This is a genomic window from Roseivirga seohaensis (assembly GCF_001592945.1).
Lineage (GTDB): Bacteria > Bacteroidota > Bacteroidia > Cytophagales > Cyclobacteriaceae > Roseivirga > Roseivirga seohaensis.
On sequence record NZ_LRPB01000034.1, the window covers coordinates 222,507 to 239,215 of the forward strand.

The following is a 16,709-nucleotide window of genomic DNA, read 5'->3' on the forward strand; positions in this document are numbered from 1 at the left end:
TATTTGAATTTCAGAAATCAGGCGAAATTACACATTTCTAGTATCACTCAAGTGTAAGCTCTAAATAGAATCAGAAGCTGATAGTGTTTTGCCTTAATAATCTAACTCCATTCCAACCCTTTCATTTTAATTACTGTCTAGCAATTATTGACATTCATTATTTCGAAACACTGTATGTGAAAAGAAATGGCGAAATTATTCAAAAAGATTTTCACTAAAGTTTGGCTTGATTTTTATAGTAAAGTATCTTTGAAATCGTTTTGAAGCAAACTAACACAACTAGTACATGAAAATAGCAACCTTCGTTTTAACTTTCTTAATATCGTTTACCTCATTCAATAATGAGAAACTAGCTGATTCTGTGAGGATTAACGAAATTGAATATAAGGATGGAGTCTACTTTTTTAAAGACAAAATATTTAATGGCGACATTGTAGATTACTACGAGAACGAAACATTGAAATTTCGATATACCGTACTAGATGGCCGATTAAATGGTGTAGCCAAAGAGTTTTTCCCCGATGGCGAAGTCAAAAGTGAGCGCACCTATTATATGAGTAAATTATATGGCAACTTTACCGAGTACTATCAAAACGGGCAAATTAGAGCGAAATTCGATGTAAAGCTTAATGCTTATGGTCAAGGTGAAATAGTTGAAAACATTACCATAGGTGAGTTAAAAAAAGGCAAGCATAAAACAAAAAAATTCGACAAAGGGATTATCTATTTCACTGGCGCCTCAAACGAAATACTTGAAACAAGTGAGAATATTTTCATCCTGAATCAGACCCAGTATAAAATAATGGATGAAGACAAAAAGAATACTCTAATAGAAATAAAATAAGGTTTCACCCTAAATATGTATAAAGGCAGCCATTGAAGCTGCCTTTTTTGTTTTGTTTAACTCCCAAATCTCGGTTTTCTATTTAAACAATGTTGTACAATCATTTAGTCAATTTCAATTCGATTTCATAAATTCAAGGGATTCAAAATATACTTTTTAGATATAAACCTTAATTATGTCAGCTAACGAAGAAAAAAAGGAGCCCTCAACCTCTACCACCCGAAGAAACTTTATTAAAACATTAGGCTTTGCAGGAGCCGCATTTACTATTGTTCCACGACATGTATTAGGCAAAGGCTTTGTAGCGCCTTCTGATACTTTATATATAGCAGGGATTGGAGCAGGAGGAAAAGGCACAAGCGATTTAGCCTCTTTTGCCAAAAGCCCGAATGTAAAAATAGCTTACCTCTGTGATGTAGACGAGAGAAGTACTAAGGAGTCTGTAAAGAATTTCCCAGATGCGCCAATGTACAAAGACTACCGCAAAATGCTGGAAGAAAACAAAAACAGCATTGATGCTGTGTCCGTCTCTACTCCGGACCATATGCACGCGGTGCAGGCCATGGCGGCTATGGAGTTAGGCAAACATGTTTATGTTCAAAAACCCCTTACCCACGATATTGCTGAAGCTAGGCAATTGACAGAAGCTGCTCGAAAGTACAAGGTAGTTACCCAAATGGGAAATCAGGGCGCTTCGGGAGATGGTGTTCGGAAGATAAAAGAATACTATGATGCCGGATTAATTGGCGAAGTCCATACCGTGCAATGCTGGACAAACCGAGCCATTTGGCCTATGGCATTGGCAACGCCTACCCGAAAAGATAATATTCCGAAAGAATTAGATTGGGATTTATGGCTGGGCACTGCCGAAAAACGCGACTACAATGATGCTTACTTACCATTTAACTGGAGAGGCTGGTCAGATTTTGGAACTGGCGCATTAGGAGATATGGCCTGTCATATTATGGATCCTGTGTATAGAATTCTACCAATTCTATATCCAGACCAAGTTGAATGTAGCGCTGTTGATGCTTTCAAAGCTAATTTTGAAACACTCGATTTCCCAAAAAGCTTTCCTACAGCAAGTAAAATTCATTTAAACTACCCAAGAACAGATGGCAAAGGAAATATAAAAGTTGCTTGGATGGACGGAGGCATAATGCCCGAAAGACCAGAAGAGCTTGGTGATGATGAAGCATTTGGTAATTGGGATGGTGGAGTACTCTTTATAGGAACTAAAGGAAAGCTTTTAGCGGATTGTTATGGCGCTAACCCGAGATTACTCCCTCTATCATTAAATGAGCAGGTATCGGTAAAAGAAACTATTGCTAGAGTTCCTGAAGGGCACTATTTACAGTGGGTAAACGCATGTATAGCTGGGTACGGAAACGCTGAAACAAGTTCTTCATTTGACTACGCTGGGCCATTCACTGAAAGTATTCTTATAGGAAACCTTGCCTTAAAAGCATATTTTGAAGTAGACCCAAATGCAAAAAACCAAGGTTTCTGGGGAGGAACAAAATACCATGGCAGAAAGAGGTTGCATTGGGATGCCAAAAACATGAGGGTTACCAACTTTGATGAAGCCAATCAATACGTAAAACGAGAGTATAGAACAGGTTGGTAAAACACACCTTAAATTATTCAATGTCTCCACTGATTTGGCAATCGCTTTTCAATGGAGACATTTTTCATTATGAACAGTATATTGCCGCCAGATAAAAATTAAATGAAGCACATTAAAACCATCGCTTTTGATGCCGATGACACGCTTTGGGTAAACGAACCGATCTTCACTAAAACCAGACTTCAGTTTGAAACTATTCTTTCTAAGTACTTTGAAATTGATAACAATTTAGAGCATCAACTTTACGAAGTGGAGTTAAAAAACCTAAGGCTTTTCGGTTACGGAATAAAAGGTTTTATGCTCTCCATGATCGAATCGGCCATTGAACTAACACAGCATAAAATAACCGGTGCCGATATACAAAATGTAATCAACTTGGGTAAAGAAATGCTTACTCACCCTGTTGAAGTATTACCTGGAGTTCAAGAGAATCTCGACTGGCTCAAAGACAATTATCAGCTGATTGTGATTACCAAAGGGGATTTATGGGATCAAGAAACAAAAATTGCTAGATCGGGCTTAGCCGACTACTTTGATCATATTGAAATTGTTAGCGAAAAAAACGCATCTACCTACCGAACCATTTTAGACCGTTATCAAATCAGTCCGTCTGATTTTCTTATGATCGGGAATTCACTAAAATCAGACATTCTTCCTGTTTGCGAAATTGGTGGGCATGCCATTCATATCCCCTTTCACGATACTTGGGTACACGAAAAAATTGACAAACACACCATTGGTGATTTCTCGTTTTATGAACTCGATAGTATTGCTGATTTAAAAGCTTATTTAAACAAAAAATAAGCGAGCTCCACTCCTCTCATCCACTTGAAAAAAAACTAGTAATCCAGCAACTGAAAACTGAACCATCTCGCTAAATTCGGGCTTTCAAATCTCATGAAGGAATCGAATAATTTTGTGCTTTTTGCTATACCAGCGCTTATCTGGGGCTCTACTTGGTATGTCATCACTTTTCAACTGGGTAGTGTTGATCCAATAATGTCAGTAAGCTATCGGTTTGCTTTGGCTGGTTTGCTGTTTTTGGCCTATTGCAAAATCAGGTCGAAAAATCTTTCCTTCAAATGGCAGGTTCATTTAAGAATCGCCCTGCAAGGCATCCTTCTCCATGGCTTCAATTATTGGTTGGTCTATCAGTCTGAACAATACTTAACAAGCGGACTAGTAGCTGTTGGGTTTTCACTTATCATATTCTTCAATATGATTTTCGGTTCTATATTCCTAAAACAACCCATTATACCTAAAGTATTCATTGGAGCACTGTTCGGTGTAATTGGCACTATGGTTATTTTTAAAAGGGAGTTAATGGCATTTACAGCCGCAGATGGATCATTCACGGGGTTAATTCTATGCGTTTCTTCAGTAATGATTGCCAGTCTTGGAAATGTGACTTCGGGTTATAATTCAAAATTGAAAATCCCTGTAATGCAATCCACAGCATTTGCTATGGTTTACGGAGCCCTTGCAATGCTTATTGTTGCCGTAGCGCTCGGCAGGCCATTTACCATCGACTGGTCTGGATCTTACATATTTTCACTTCTGTATTTAGTGATTTTTGGCTCAATCATCGCTTTTAATATGTACCTCACACTTATCAGCAAAATTGGAGCAGGAAAGGCAGCTTACACCATCGTTGTAGTTCCAGTTGTTGCCGTTATTATTTCTACTATTTTCGAAGGGTTTATAATTACGGAGTACACCATTATTGGAATGCTAATGCTTATTGTAGGTAATGTTTTTGCATTGTATAAGAAAAAACAACCCAAATTGGCTAAGGCCTAGAAAGAGAAGAATAGCTATCTAATTTCAGCGATGCACTCAATTTCTACAAGGGCATTTAAGGGCAGGCCTGCAACGGCCACAGTGGTTCTAGCAGGTGTGTGGCCTTCGAAAAACTCACCATATACAGAGTTCAATAGTTCGAAATGCTCCATATCGCTGAGGTAAACATTACACTTCACAACATCCTTCACTCCTAGTCCTTCAGAAGCCAAAACAGCTTTTAAATTTGCTAACACCTGTTTAGTTTGTCCTTCAACTGTTGTTGATTCTATTTTATTTGTAAATGGGTTAATTCCCGTCTGGCCTGAACAGAAAAGTAAATTACCCGTACGAATGGCTGAGCAATAAGACCCTAAAGCCTTTGGGGCGTTGGTTGAATGAATAATTTTCATTGCCAGTATTATTTAATAGTTGGAAACGACCATTTATATTTTACAGAAACAATTCGGAGTGCTATAATATAAACCACTGTAAGAATGATTCTCACATCAACATTCACATTAAAATGACCTAAAACCAGAAATAGAATACCCCCTGTTAAACAAGCCGTTGCATAAATTTCCTGCCTAAAAATTAAAGGCACTTCATTGGCCAAAGTATCACGCAAAACCCCGCCAAAAACGGCTGAAACGGTGCCCATCATTACGGCAATAACAGGGGTTAAACCAAATGAAAGTGTTTTTTCGATTCCCAATATGGTAAACAAACCAATCCCGATAGAATCAAACAGGAACATGGTTTTTCGAAGTTTTTCTAAATAACGCTTAAACAAAAACCCAAGCCCAATTCCGCCAGCAATCATAAGGAGGTAGTTTTGATCGACCATCCATCCTACCGGCTGACTGCCGATTAATAAATCACGCAAAGTACCACCCCCAACTGCGGTAATAAAAGCAATTACAGAAGCACCAAAAGGATCCATTTGCTTTTTAGAAGCGGCTAACCATCCACTAATCGCAAACACGAGTGTTCCTCCTAAATCAATAAAATAAACTAATTCTTGGGTACTCATTCATTTAAACTTTGGGCGAAGATAATCTAATGCCATTAATTCAGCTTCATTATCTTTTTGTCATTTCCAATACAGTCAATAATCCATGTCCATTTCTCTCTAGCATTTTTGTTTTAAATTGGAATGCTATGTCAAACTTTGAATACTTACTAAGCCAAATTAAAGCATGTACGGTTTGTGCCGAACATTTACCACTTGGGCCGCGACCTGTAGTATCTATTAGTGCTCATTCAAAAATATTAGTGATTGGCCAAGCGCCAGGCACCAAAGTACACGCATCGGGAATTCCTTGGGACGATGCCTCTGGCAAGAACCTTAGAAAATGGCTGGGTGTAACCAATGAACAGTTTTATGATACTAACCTTTTTGGCATTGTACCAATGGGTTTTTGCTATCCGGGAAAAGGAAAATCAGGCGATTTACCTCCTCGACCAGAGTGCGCTCCACTATGGCACAACCAAATTTTAGACCTTCTTAAAGAAGTTAAACTAACACTCTTGATTGGTCAGTATGCCCAAGCTTATTATTTAGGAGAACGAAAGAAGAAAACTCTTACAGAAACAGTTCAGAATTACAACCATTATTTACCAGAATTCTTCCCCTTGGTTCACCCCTCGCCTAGGAATGGAATTTGGATGAGGAAAAATCAATGGTTTGAAGAAGAAATCATTCCAAAGTTACAGCAAAGTGTAAAATCAATTTTAGGCTAGTCACTATCTAAATGCCTTCAATATTACCTAATAGCACCAATTTTAACAGAGATTAGCGAAATATGTACTAGTTTCGAAGTCAAAACTCAACATATTAAAACAACCACCCGTAACAGGATTCCATGTACATTAATCTAGCGTCACATTATATACCTTCTAACATAATTCCGAACAGTTATTTCTTTGATAAAAATGGAATGGACGATGAAACCATTATCCGTAAATCAGGAATTAAGAACCGCAGAAGAACTTCAGAAAACGAAAATGTAAATACTATGGCCATTTCGGCCATTGAAAATGGATTGAAGAATCTACCTTATGATATCACCGAAGTTGATTTGATTATAGGTGCTACTTATTCACCCTATGACACTGTTGGCACTCTGGCTCATGTGGTTCAACAAAAGTATGGCATCAACGGAGCCATTGTGTTTTCCGTTTCTTCTGCCTGTAGCTCGTTTGTCAATGCCATTGAAATTGCTGAAGGTTATTTCGCCACGGGAAAAGCTAAAAAGGCTTTAATCGTAACTTCAGAACACAATTGGGCTTATTTAAATGAATCAGACCCTATTTCTGCACACCTATGGGGAGATGGGGCTTCTGCTGTATTTCTTTCAAATCAAAGAGTTACTGATAAAGACCATGAAGTTCTTGGGGTAAATACTGAAGGCCACGCGACTATTGGACGAGGGCCAAACGGTGTATGTTTAAAGCCTTTTGATGGTGGTATTTCTATGCCCGATGGTAGAGATGTTTTTTACAATGCCATTAAATACATGTCGGAAAAAACGGAGATTATCCTAGAAAAAAGTGGCTGTAAACTAGCGGATTTAAACTACCTCATTCCACACCAAGCCAATATGAGGATAATCAATAAAGTTGCTGAAACTCTAAATTTCCCTATTGAAAAGGTGGTTATCAACATGGTTGAATTTGGCAATACAGGCTCGGCTAGTTCTTCTATCGGTTATTCTCAGGTCTTCGGTTCTATGCAAAAAGGTGAACTGGCTGTTGTAACCGTTTTTGGCGGTGGTTATTCCAGTGGTGCTATGCTAGTAAGGGCATAAAAAAAGCCGCTCTATGAGCGGCTTCTAATGTCATACACAACTTTCTAGTGAACGTTTTGCATCCATCTTTTCATTATTGGACCTAGTATAAACACTATAATCGCTGCACCGAATGCATATTTAGCAATTAGTTCAAAGCCACCAATGTAAGTATCTAACGATTCAAAACCTCTCACGTCCTTATCTGTACTCTCTACTGCCAATTGCTTACCAATAAAACCAACAATTTGGAATGCATAAGCAGAAGACAAGAACCAAACACCCATCATAAATGCTACGATTCTTTGAGGTGACAGATCTGTAATTTTAGAAAGGCCAACTGGCGACATGAATAACTCACCAACTGAAATTAAGAAGTACATTACCATGAGATAGAAAAAAGGCACCATTCCTTCAGAATCAGCAGCATTTCCACTTAAAGACAGTACAAAGAAACTGATTGCTGCTAAAGATAGCCCCAAAGCAAACTTATAAGGAGTTCTAGGGTTTAACTTCTTTTTGGCCAAAAAGCCCCACAGCAACGATATTGGAATGGATAGAATAATGATCCACATCGAGTTTAACGCATTCGTTTGAGCAGCGTCAATCAACCATAGATTTACGTTTCTGCTGGCAAAGAGCGTAATTACAGATCCCGATAATTCATGAAAACCCCAAAAAATACTCATGAAAACGGTAATCATTAATGCTACCGCTAACTTCTTCCTTTCAGAAGCGGTAGCCTGATACATGATTACCGCCATATAGATGAGAATAGCGAAGCCGAGCAATTTAAATATTAATGTCACTACATTCTGGTCACCTAAAAAGGTATCGCCACCACCAATTGCTCCGTAAGAAGATAACATCATTGCAATTACTGGCGCGGCTAAGAAAGCCAAAATTGGAACGAAAGTTTTCTTTTTGATACCTAAAACTCTTGATTCAAGCCTTTCAACACTAGGCGCCATTCCCTTATCTAGGAATACCCCTGCTTTAATTCCACGCCAAAAAACAATAAGTCCGGCAAGCATACCAATACCGGCAAGGCCAAAACCATAATGCCAGCCATATTCACGGCCTAACCAACCACACAAAAGTGGTGCAGCAAAACCACCAATATTAATTCCCATATAAAAAATGGTAAACCCAGAATCTTTTCTGGTATCTCCATCTTTATAAAGAGAACCTACAAAAGTTGAGATATTTGGCTTAAAGAAACCGTTCCCCACTACAATTAAGGCAAGCGCTAGATAGAATGTATACTCGTTTTCTACTGCAAGAACAAAATGGCCTAGCGACATTAAAACTCCACCCAGCATAATCGACCTTCTGAAACCCAAGAGTGTATCAGAAACCCTTCCGCCAACTACAGTAGAAGCGTAAACCAAAGAGCCATAAGAAGCATATACCGCAGCAGCGGCCAAATCTCTAGAGGTAAGAGCTTCAAAAATTTCGTTGACCATATATAGGGTCAACAATGCCCTCATTCCGTAAAAGCTAAACCTTTCCCAAAGTTCAGCGAAAAAAAGATAGAACAGACCTTTGGGATGCCCCATCATCTGCGGACCTTCAATAGTTCCTTTATCCAACATAGATTCTGATTTTTGTTTAGTTCAATACCGATAAAACTACTACGGTAAAAGGGTATTTACAAATGCGATTATGTTAATGACCATCGAACAGAGTTTTTGAACCACTTATAAGAGTCTTTTTATTATTACTGCGTGGAATTCTAATCAATAGTTTTTTTCCCTATTTTTGCACCCCTAAATAGAATGCAATCGTTTGCAAAACAGAGTATTAAAAACTAAGAAAATGCAAGAAAACGGGCTTAAATCCAACGAAGCGAGTGTGAAAGAATTGGGCATCAAAGATGCAATTGTACATTGGAACCTATCCTCAGAAGAACTGGCGAAAATTTCTGTGGAAAAAGGAATGGCGCAAGAAACCAGTACTGGTGCCATAAATGTAAACACTGGTGAATTCACCGGTCGTTCACCAAAAGACAGGTTTATTGTTAAAGATGAAATCACCGAAGATTCGGTTTGGTGGGGAAATATTAACATCCCGTTTGAGCCAGCTAAATTCGATGCGCTTTATGACAGAGTAACAGATTACCTTTCTGGAAAAGAAATTTATGCACGCGACTCATACGTTTGTGCAGATCCGAAATACAGAACTAATGTAAGAGTAGTGACTGAATTCCCTTGGTCTAACTTATTTACATTTAATATGTTTTTGCGCCCTACGGAAGAAGAAATAAAAGACTTCACTCCAGAGTGGACCGTAATGTGTGCTCCGGGTTTTATGGCTGTTCCGGATAGAGATGGAACAAGACAGCACAACTTTGCCATCTTAAACTTTAAAAGGAAAATCGCTTTAATTGGTGGAACCGGTTACACTGGTGAAATGAAAAAAGGTATTTTCTCTGCCTTAAACTTCATCTTGCCTCATCAAAAAGATACTTTAGCAATGCACTGCTCTGCTAACGTTGGTGAAGATGGTGATACTGCAATTTTCTTTGGTCTTTCAGGAACAGGTAAAACTACTCTTTCTGCCGACCCGAACAGAAAACTTATTGGAGACGATGAGCATGGTTGGACAAGCGAAAACACTGTTTTCAACTTTGAAGGTGGTTGTTACGCTAAAGTAATTGACCTTTCTGAAGAAAAAGAACCCGACATTTGGAATGCAATTAAACCAGGCGCATTATTAGAAAATGTTACTTTTAAAGAAGGTACTAACGAGCCTGATTATACAAGTGGTAAAATCACAGAAAACACTAGAGTTTCTTACCCTATTTACCACATCAATAACATTCAAGAATCTTCTGTAGGTGCTAATCCTAAGAATATTTTCTTCCTTACTTGCGATGCTTCAGGTGTATTGCCTCCAATCTCTAAGTTAACACCTGGCCAAGCCATGTTCCACTTTATTTCTGGATATACAGCTAAGGTAGCAGGTACAGAAGCAGGTATTACTGAGCCAGTTTCGGCTTTCTCTGCTTGTTTCGGAGCTCCATTCATGCCTTTACACCCAACTAAATATGCCGAAATGCTTGGCCAAAAAATGGAAGCAGCTGGTGTAAACGTTTGGTTGGTAAACACTGGCTGGTCTGGTGGTGCTTATGGTACTGGTAGCCGAATGAAACTGAAGTATACAAGAGCTATGATTACAGCTGCTTTAGAAGGTAAGCTTGATAACGTAGAATATACTACTCACAATGTATTCGGTTTGGCAATGCCAAATGAATGTCCTAACGTTCCAACTGAAATATTGAGTCCTAAAAATACTTGGGCAGATAAAGCAGCTTACGATGCAGAAGCAAATAAATTAGCGATTAAATTCAATGAGAATTTCGCGAAATTTAAAGAGTATGCTAGTGAGGAAATTCTTGCTGGAGCTCCTAAAGTGAGCGCAAACGTTTAATTGAACTACAAAATATAATGTAAACAGAAAAGGCTGCTTCGTATGAGGCAGCCTTTCTTATTTTAAATGAGTGTTTTTGTGAGGTGTAAAATTTGACAGTGATGGTTCTTCTGTCGAATTGAACTATCTATTCAATTCTAGTTTATTTAATGCGGTTTGAAGTTCACGTTTAATCTTAATTTGATTTTCCTTTGCCTCAAACTGATATGCTCTAAACTCTTCACTTACTTGAGTAAATGAGCCCTTAATTCGCTTTGCAGATTGCGCCACCTTTTTCATACGGGCTAACATTACTAATATTACCCCAATCAAAACCGCCACTATAGACCATACAATAATATTATAAACTGATTTGCTCAAAAGAATACCAAAGAATGACATATTATCATTCAGTTTTTCACTGGCTTCCAACTCAGCTTTTACCGACTCCAGCTCTGACCTTAAAGCATTAACTTCAAGTTCAATCTTATTTTTCTCGGTATTCAAGCTTTCTATACTATTTGAATAGCTAGCCAAGCTATCTCCTAGCGCACTTCTAAATTCGTTCAAACTTGTAATTCTAATAATTTTCTTATCTACATAAGTTCCTGAAGATTCTATTAGCGATTCCAACTGGCTTATTAAATCTGTTTTAACTACTTCTTCTTGAACTTCTTCTTGCCCAAAAGATGGAGTCCTATTTGTTATCAATAGTGCAACCATCAGCACTAATACGGTTAAAAATCTGTATTTCATTCGTTTATAATTATTTGGTAAAACACTCTGAAAACGTAACGGCTTAATTGCGAAAATCGCATTCGCGAACCACATATTACATCACATTTAATTTGGCCGCAAAAGTAACCTCTATTCTGCAGAAAAAGGAATTATCGGACACAACGGCAGAAAAAATAAGACGAAGATTATCGCATAAAATCTAGATAAGGCTCTTCATCAATTATAGCTATGATTTTGAACTCATAAATCATATATTCATCAATTCAAATTTCTCAAAATCATCCGTTATGGCAACTTACCAACTTACAATCAATGGCAAGCAACAAACCGTTGAGGCTGATGCAGACACCCCAATGCTATGGGTTTTGCGCGACCACCTAGACCTTAAGGGCACAAAATTCGGCTGTGGAATTGCGCAATGTGGGGCTTGTACCATTCACATGGACGGCAATGCAGTTCGTTCTTGTTCGATTCCAGTTTCAGCAGTTTCTGAAGCTAAAATCACCACTATTGAAGGCCTTTCTAAAAAAGCCGACCACGTTTTACAAAAAGCTTGGGTAGAACATGATGTTCCTCAATGTGGCTATTGTCAAGCGGGGCAAATTATGAATGCCGCAGCTTTACTGCAACGCAATAGCTCCCCTTCTATGGATGAAATTGAAACCGCTATGAACGGAAATCTATGCCGTTGTGGTACATACAATAAAATAAAAGCCGCCATTTCTTCGGCTGCATCTAATCTATAACCTCCAAATCAAGGAAAAATGACAGTTATAAAAACAAAAGTAGACAGGAGATCATTCCTCAAAACTTCTGCTCTTGCTGGAGGAGGATTAATGATCGGATTCAATTGGGCTTGTTCATCTTCGGCAGAAGTAAAAGACCCAGCATCGGCTTGGTTCGATATCAATGCCTACCTCACCATTGCCAACAATGGTGAAATCACCATCATGTCGCCAAATCCGGAAATTGGACAGAATGTAAAAACATCTATGCCGATGCTTGTGGCTGAAGAATTAGATGTAGACTGGAAAGATGTAATCGTAAAACAAGCCCCGCTCGATAATGCATTCCCACGTCAGGTAGCAGGCGGAAGTCAGTCCATTAGAAGTAGTTGGAAAAGCATGCGAATGGCAGGTGCCACTGCTAGAAGACTGATGATAGAAACTGCCGCCAAAGAATGGGCAGTAGATGCCAACAGCCTTACCACCAAGGGTGGTTATGTGCTGAATGGCAGTAAAAAATTAAGTTATGGAGAATTGGCCTCAAAGGCCGTAGGTATAGAAATACCAGAAGAAGTTACTTTAAAAGAGCCTAAAGACTTTACCATTATTGGTAAGAGTCAGAAAAATGTTGATTTAGATGAAATTATTACCGGTAAGCCTGTATTCGGAATTGATTACAAGCAAGAAGGAATGCAATATGCCGTGGTGCTTCGCCCACCTGCATTTGGCGCTAAACTAAAATCCTTTGACGACACAGAGGCCAGAAAAGTAAATGGCGTAAATGATGTAATTCAATTTGGAGATAAAGTAGCTGTTTTAGGTAACAACACTTGGGCAGCCATGAAGGGTAAAAAAGCCTTAGTGGCCGATTGGGACATGAGTGGACGGCTTGAAGACACGCCTTATCACGATAGTGAAATGAACAAACTGCTCAATAAAAGAGTAGAAAGGCCAAGTCGTAGCGATGGTGATGCATTAAAAGCAATGGCTTCGGCAGATAAAGTATTTGAAAAAACCTACGAGGCTCCTTTTTTACCACACAACACCATGGAGCCGATGAATTTCTTTGCCGATGTTACAGGCGACAAAGTTAAACTAGTCGGGCCAATTCAAACACCGGCCGGTACCCGAGGGCAAATTGCCCGACTGCTTGGAAAAAGCCCTGACGATATTACCTTAGAAATGACCCGAATGGGTGGCGGTTTTGGACGAAGACTTTATGGAGACTTTGCTTTAGAAGCTGCCGAAATTTCTCAGAAAGCCAACAAAGCCGTTCAAGTGATTTTCTCGAGGGAAGACGACATGACCGCGGGCACATACCGTCCGGCATCAAAATATAAATTCAGAGCTGCCATTAAAGACGGAAAGCTTACGGGCTACCATTTATCTGGTGCAGGAATAGGACGTAACAACTGGGTTCGTCCAGATTGGTTTCCAGCAGGCGGCATCGAAAACTACTTAATAGAATCGAGTTATGTAGATAGTAACATTACTACAGGAGCATGGAGAGCCCCTATCACCAACTTCTTGGCCGTAGCCGAGCAGTGCTTCTTCGATGAATTAGCTGCTGAAATGGGACAAGATGCGATTCAGCTAAGATTAGATATTCTTGAACGGGCGAAAAACAATCCTGTTGGGGAGATTGACTATGAACCAGCAAAAATGATTGGTGTGATTAAATTGGCTGCCGAAAAAGGAAATTGGGGTAAAGCCGAAAGTGGTGTAAGCAAAGGTTTCAGTGCTTATTATTCGCACAATACCTATGTGGCCGAAGTGGCTGATGTGATTATGAAGGATGGCAATCCGATCGTGAAAAATGTAACGGTTGCTGTAGATTGCGGAATTGTAGTAAACCCTGATGCGGCCATTAATCAAATTCAGGGTGGTGTAGTAGACGGAATGGGACATGCGCTTTATGGCGATTTCTCCTTTGTAAATGGAACACCTCAAGCTTCTAACTTTAATAATTATCGTTTGATAAGAACCAAAGAAGCACCTACCGTAGATGTTCATTTTGTAGAAAGCTTGAACGATCCAACTGGTTTGGGTGAGCCTTCTTTACCACCTGCAGGCGGTGCTCTGGCTAATGCCATGGCCAAAGCCACGGGAAACAGACTTTATAAAATTCCTTTCGTAAAGGATCAAATGGTTTTTGGATAGAAATTCAGACCACAAAATTAAGCCCAACTTCAGATGAGGTTGGGCTTTTTACTTTCTATAAATTCATCACTTTTGACTTTCTCTTGATTTCTAAATTTAATCAAGCCGTAACAGGCTACAATTCCCCAAAAGAAATTGGCCGCAGCCGCAGCATAAGAGAAGTCGTAAACAGTGTCAATCACTAAAAACACGCTTCCTAAGATATTGTAAACGTGAAATTTTGTATCCTGAAGGGTCCAAACTCCACGATTTAGCTGAATGTAACTCACAATAAAAAGTAGCGTACCAAGCCACCCTAAAGTTTGAACACTATAACTTATTAGAGTTTGAGAAACCATATAAACCGTTCTGTTAAAAACTAAAGTATTGCAATAGTCTTTAAAAAAGCTTGGTTATGGAAGTACTTAACGATTTCACCCAAAAAGCTTAATTTCTGATTAATACTCACTAATTCCAGCTGTAAGTGTGGTATTGCACATCAAATTCTCCACCTTCATATAAATCCACAGTAGCAAAACCAGCTTGGGTTTCGTAGTACATTTCGTTACCCCACCAGCCTCCGCTTACTGCACCATTGCAGCAATAGGTTACACCATTATATTCTACTTTATCCAATAAATGCATATGCCCACTTACACAAAGTTTTACATTGGCATGTTGCATAAAAAGCTTTTTGATTCTATTGAAATCAATATGCATCCATCCACCAGGCACTGACCAGTTTCCATTCTTCTCATTACCTTCATAAAAGCCGGTAGCCGTTAAAATTGGAATATGCGACATTATCATAACAGGTGTAGTTGAAGGTGTAGCCTCTAATTCTTTTTCAAACCAATCGAATTGCTCATCATCTAACTTAGCTGTATACCAGCCCTCTCCTACGGGATGTGTGCTATCAAGAATAATAAACTTCCATCCAGCCTTTTCGAAAGAATGATATGGTTTATCTAAATCCATTTTCTCCAAAGCATATTTTTTACCATAAAGCGGATCCGATTTTTCTCCAGCCCCCCATACGTCATGGTTGCCAATACAATTAACTACAGGCAAATCATTTTCAGCTTTAATGACTTTATCCCAAAGTTGCCATTGCTTTTCAACGCTTGTTTTATCGGTACCTAAAGCATCAAAAATTGTATCGCCCCCATTAAAAATCATATCAGGTTTATCCTTCAACGACTGCATAATATGTAAACACTTGATAAATTTATCAGGCGCATTATCCGCATCACGTAAATGCACATCTGTAAGGTGAGCAAGGCGTAGAACTCTTTTTGTTTTAGGTTGAATAGAAGTTAAATCACCCCCTATTAATGCTCCCGTACCAGCTAAGGCTATTGATTTTAGAATATTTCGTCTATTCATTGTTTCAGCTTATTCAACGATTATCCAAACATTTGTCCAGTTATGGGGCGCCTTTAGTAAGAGCTTGGTAGTTCCTACAGGAAAAACAAAATCAGTTTTAAATCGACCATTTTTCACATCTGCCTTGCCTAAAAGTGAGTACTCATCCTTTTCCCCTTTGGCAAAGTTGTTTGTGGAAGATTGGTAGATTTCTACACTTCCTGATGCATCAGCTACCTCCCAAGAAACGATAAGCTCGTCCCCTTCTACTTTGGCTTTAGCATTCATTATTGAAATATCACCAATGAACGGAACACCATCCATTTCTTCCTTGATTTGATCAGGGGCTTCAATACCTAAAAACCTTAACGCACTAGCAGCGACATCGACTACCGGTGGGTTATTTTCAAACCTTTTGTTGAGGTTGTTTTGATTGGTTACAATCCAGGTAGTACGCTCTCTTTCTGATTGACCACCGTGACCTTTACCATTGGATTCTGTCCTTCCATGGTCGGTTGTAATTACAATCATCCAATCTTCATTGAATTCCTTTTCGCGTTGCTGAATGGCCGCCCACATTCTACCTACTTGGTTATCCATACCTTTTACGGCTTCAATCATTTGTGGGCTGTCGCCATACATATGCCCCATATCGTCCGTAAACTCTAAATATACCCACGATAAATTTGGTGCATCAGTAAGCACATAATCGGCTGTTCCTTTCGAAACATTTTCGTCAATATTAAACATAAAGCTACGGTCGGCTGTATGTGGAAAAGCCACTGTATCTAACTCAAAACCGTCAAAAGAGTAATCGAACATGAAATTCCCAGCCTCTGTTTTTCCTTCTCCTACTAACTTTGTTCTATTATCTTCCCAACTAGAAAAAATGGCAGTGGTCATTTCTGGATTTACCGTTTTAACGGTACGAAAGATGTTCCAGTAGTTATAGTTCGGGTTTCTAACACTGTTGCCCCAAACATTGTGTTTGTTTCCCCAAACCCCAGTAATCATGTTCATATAACCTGGAGCCGAAATGGTAGGTGTTTGTGTATACTCATCTTTTCCTCCGCCTTGGTAGGCACGAGTATAGCCTCCTTGTGTAGCAATTTGATCCAAAATCGGGGTATCTACACTTTCAAGCACGTCTGCAGGAACGCCATCTACTAAGATAATCATCACCTTTTTTTCTGGTGTAGAATTGCAAGCCGCCATAATTATGGCCAAAAAAAGTATGCTTATTGATTTCAACATGATGTTAATTTTGTCTGGTTAGTTGAGTGGTTGGGCTT

16 protein-coding genes are annotated in these 16,709 nt (G+C 39.0%); 9 read left to right on the top strand and 7 right to left on the bottom strand.

Going from position 1 to position 16,709, the window contains the following annotated elements; all coding sequences use genetic code 11:
• Window positions 1–286: 286 nt before the first annotated feature.
• From AWW67_RS11045 to AWW67_RS11060, 4 genes are all read left to right on the top strand, one after another.
• The gene (locus tag AWW67_RS11045; RefSeq protein ID WP_062301778.1) at window positions 287–844 is read left to right on the top strand and encodes a toxin-antitoxin system YwqK family antitoxin; all 558 of its coding nucleotides are present in this window, start codon (window positions 287–289) and stop codon (window positions 842–844) included.
• A gap of 175 nt (window positions 845–1,019) precedes the next feature.
• Window positions 1,020–2,471: a Gfo/Idh/MocA family protein gene (locus tag AWW67_RS11050; protein WP_062301779.1), complete on the top strand. Its 1,452-nt coding sequence runs from the start codon at window positions 1,020–1,022 to the stop codon at window positions 2,469–2,471.
• 102 nt (window positions 2,472–2,573) lie between these two features.
• Window positions 2,574–3,275: an HAD family hydrolase gene (locus AWW67_RS11055; RefSeq protein WP_062301780.1), complete on the top strand. Its 702-nt coding sequence runs from the start codon at window positions 2,574–2,576 to the stop codon at window positions 3,273–3,275.
• Window positions 3,276–3,368: 93 nt separating this feature from the next.
• Complete coding sequence (locus tag AWW67_RS11060) at window positions 3,369–4,271, top strand: DMT family transporter (RefSeq protein ID WP_062301782.1); 903 nt, start codon at window positions 3,369–3,371, stop codon at window positions 4,269–4,271.
• 14 nt (window positions 4,272–4,285) lie between these two features.
• Here AWW67_RS11060 and AWW67_RS11065 read toward each other — a convergent pair whose 3' ends face one another.
• Both AWW67_RS11065 and AWW67_RS11070 read right to left on the bottom strand, forming a co-directional pair.
• A complete protein-coding gene (locus tag AWW67_RS11065) occupies window positions 4,286–4,663 on the bottom strand; it encodes a RidA family protein (protein ID WP_062301783.1) in 378 nt (125 codons plus the stop codon).
• A gap of 8 nt (window positions 4,664–4,671) precedes the next feature.
• Window positions 4,672–5,283 carry a trimeric intracellular cation channel family protein gene (locus AWW67_RS11070; protein ID WP_053224484.1) on the bottom strand — a complete coding sequence of 204 codons (612 nt, stop codon included), beginning with the start codon at window positions 5,281–5,283 and terminating at the stop codon, window positions 4,672–4,674.
• A 128-nt stretch (window positions 5,284–5,411) separates the two neighbouring features.
• Here AWW67_RS11070 and AWW67_RS11075 point away from each other — a divergent pair, with 128 nt between their 5' ends.
• Window positions 5,412–5,993, top strand: coding sequence for a uracil-DNA glycosylase family protein (locus AWW67_RS11075; RefSeq protein ID WP_053224485.1), 582 nt, complete (start codon window positions 5,412–5,414; stop codon window positions 5,991–5,993).
• A 122-nt stretch (window positions 5,994–6,115) separates the two neighbouring features.
• Window positions 6,116–7,060, top strand: a complete 945-nt coding sequence (locus AWW67_RS11080) for a 3-oxoacyl-ACP synthase III family protein (protein WP_062301784.1) — start codon at window positions 6,116–6,118, stop codon at window positions 7,058–7,060.
• A 44-nt stretch (window positions 7,061–7,104) separates the two neighbouring features.
• Here the strand turns inward: AWW67_RS11080 and AWW67_RS11085 are convergent, their stop codons facing one another.
• A complete protein-coding gene (locus tag AWW67_RS11085; RefSeq protein ID WP_062301786.1) occupies window positions 7,105–8,634 on the bottom strand; it encodes a peptide MFS transporter in 1,530 nt (509 codons plus the stop codon).
• Between the two features lie 223 nt (window positions 8,635–8,857).
• On the opposite strand from AWW67_RS11085, the gene pckA reads away from it, so the two are divergent.
• Entirely contained in the window at window positions 8,858–10,471 is a 1,614-nt protein-coding gene (gene pckA / locus AWW67_RS11090; protein ID WP_062301787.1) for a phosphoenolpyruvate carboxykinase (ATP), read from the top strand.
• A 123-nt stretch (window positions 10,472–10,594) separates the two neighbouring features.
• On the opposite strand, the gene AWW67_RS11095 is transcribed toward pckA, so the two are convergent.
• Window positions 10,595–11,206, bottom strand: coding sequence for a hypothetical protein (locus tag AWW67_RS11095; RefSeq protein ID WP_053224490.1), 612 nt, complete (start codon window positions 11,204–11,206; stop codon window positions 10,595–10,597).
• A gap of 269 nt (window positions 11,207–11,475) precedes the next feature.
• On the opposite strand from AWW67_RS11095, the gene AWW67_RS11100 reads away from it, so the two are divergent.
• A complete protein-coding gene (locus AWW67_RS11100) occupies window positions 11,476–11,934 on the top strand; it encodes a (2Fe-2S)-binding protein (protein WP_062301789.1) in 459 nt (152 codons plus the stop codon).
• An 18-nt stretch (window positions 11,935–11,952) separates the two neighbouring features.
• The gene (locus AWW67_RS11105; RefSeq protein ID WP_062301790.1) at window positions 11,953–14,073 is read left to right on the top strand and encodes a xanthine dehydrogenase family protein molybdopterin-binding subunit; all 2,121 of its coding nucleotides are present in this window, start codon (window positions 11,953–11,955) and stop codon (window positions 14,071–14,073) included.
• A 29-nt stretch (window positions 14,074–14,102) separates the two neighbouring features.
• Here the strand turns inward: AWW67_RS11105 and AWW67_RS11110 are convergent, their stop codons facing one another.
• From AWW67_RS11110 to AWW67_RS11120, 3 genes are all read right to left on the bottom strand, one after another.
• A complete protein-coding gene (locus AWW67_RS11110) occupies window positions 14,103–14,411 on the bottom strand; it encodes a CBU_0592 family membrane protein (protein WP_053224493.1) in 309 nt (102 codons plus the stop codon).
• A gap of 109 nt (window positions 14,412–14,520) precedes the next feature.
• Window positions 14,521–15,438 (bottom strand): metallophosphoesterase family protein, encoded by a 918-nt coding sequence (locus AWW67_RS11115; protein WP_062301791.1) that lies wholly within the window; start codon window positions 15,436–15,438, stop codon window positions 14,521–14,523.
• A 9-nt stretch (window positions 15,439–15,447) separates the two neighbouring features.
• Entirely contained in the window at window positions 15,448–16,671 is a 1,224-nt protein-coding gene (locus tag AWW67_RS11120; RefSeq protein WP_062301794.1) for an alkaline phosphatase family protein, read from the bottom strand.
• Window positions 16,672–16,709 lie beyond the last annotated feature (38 nt).

Excerpts from the sequence above, each read along its gene's own strand:
- AWW67_RS11045 (WP_062301778.1), top strand. The coding sequence starts at position 287 with ATGAAAATAGCAACCTTCGTTTTAACTTTCTTAATATCGTTTACCTCA.
- AWW67_RS11050 (WP_062301779.1), top strand. The coding sequence starts at position 1,020 with ATGTCAGCTAACGAAGAAAAAAAGGAGCCCTCAACCTCTACCACCCGA.
- AWW67_RS11055 (WP_062301780.1), top strand. The coding sequence starts at position 2,574 with ATGAAGCACATTAAAACCATCGCTTTTGATGCCGATGACACGCTTTGG.
- AWW67_RS11060 (WP_062301782.1), top strand. The coding sequence starts at position 3,369 with ATGAAGGAATCGAATAATTTTGTGCTTTTTGCTATACCAGCGCTTATC.
- AWW67_RS11065 (WP_062301783.1), bottom strand. The coding sequence starts at position 4,663 with ATGAAAATTATTCATTCAACCAACGCCCCAAAGGCTTTAGGGTCTTAT.
- AWW67_RS11070 (WP_053224484.1), bottom strand. The coding sequence starts at position 5,283 with ATGAGTACCCAAGAATTAGTTTATTTTATTGATTTAGGAGGAACACTC.
- AWW67_RS11075 (WP_053224485.1), top strand. The coding sequence starts at position 5,412 with ATGTCAAACTTTGAATACTTACTAAGCCAAATTAAAGCATGTACGGTT.
- AWW67_RS11080 (WP_062301784.1), top strand. The coding sequence starts at position 6,116 with ATGTACATTAATCTAGCGTCACATTATATACCTTCTAACATAATTCCG.
- AWW67_RS11085 (WP_062301786.1), bottom strand. The coding sequence starts at position 8,634 with ATGTTGGATAAAGGAACTATTGAAGGTCCGCAGATGATGGGGCATCCC.
- pckA (WP_062301787.1), top strand. The coding sequence starts at position 8,858 with ATGCAAGAAAACGGGCTTAAATCCAACGAAGCGAGTGTGAAAGAATTG.
- AWW67_RS11095 (WP_053224490.1), bottom strand. The coding sequence starts at position 11,206 with ATGAAATACAGATTTTTAACCGTATTAGTGCTGATGGTTGCACTATTG.
- AWW67_RS11100 (WP_062301789.1), top strand. The coding sequence starts at position 11,476 with ATGGCAACTTACCAACTTACAATCAATGGCAAGCAACAAACCGTTGAG.
- AWW67_RS11105 (WP_062301790.1), top strand. The coding sequence starts at position 11,953 with ATGACAGTTATAAAAACAAAAGTAGACAGGAGATCATTCCTCAAAACT.
- AWW67_RS11110 (WP_053224493.1), bottom strand. The coding sequence starts at position 14,411 with ATGGTTTCTCAAACTCTAATAAGTTATAGTGTTCAAACTTTAGGGTGG.
- AWW67_RS11115 (WP_062301791.1), bottom strand. The coding sequence starts at position 15,438 with ATGAATAGACGAAATATTCTAAAATCAATAGCCTTAGCTGGTACGGGA.
- AWW67_RS11120 (WP_062301794.1), bottom strand. The coding sequence starts at position 16,671 with ATGTTGAAATCAATAAGCATACTTTTTTTGGCCATAATTATGGCGGCT.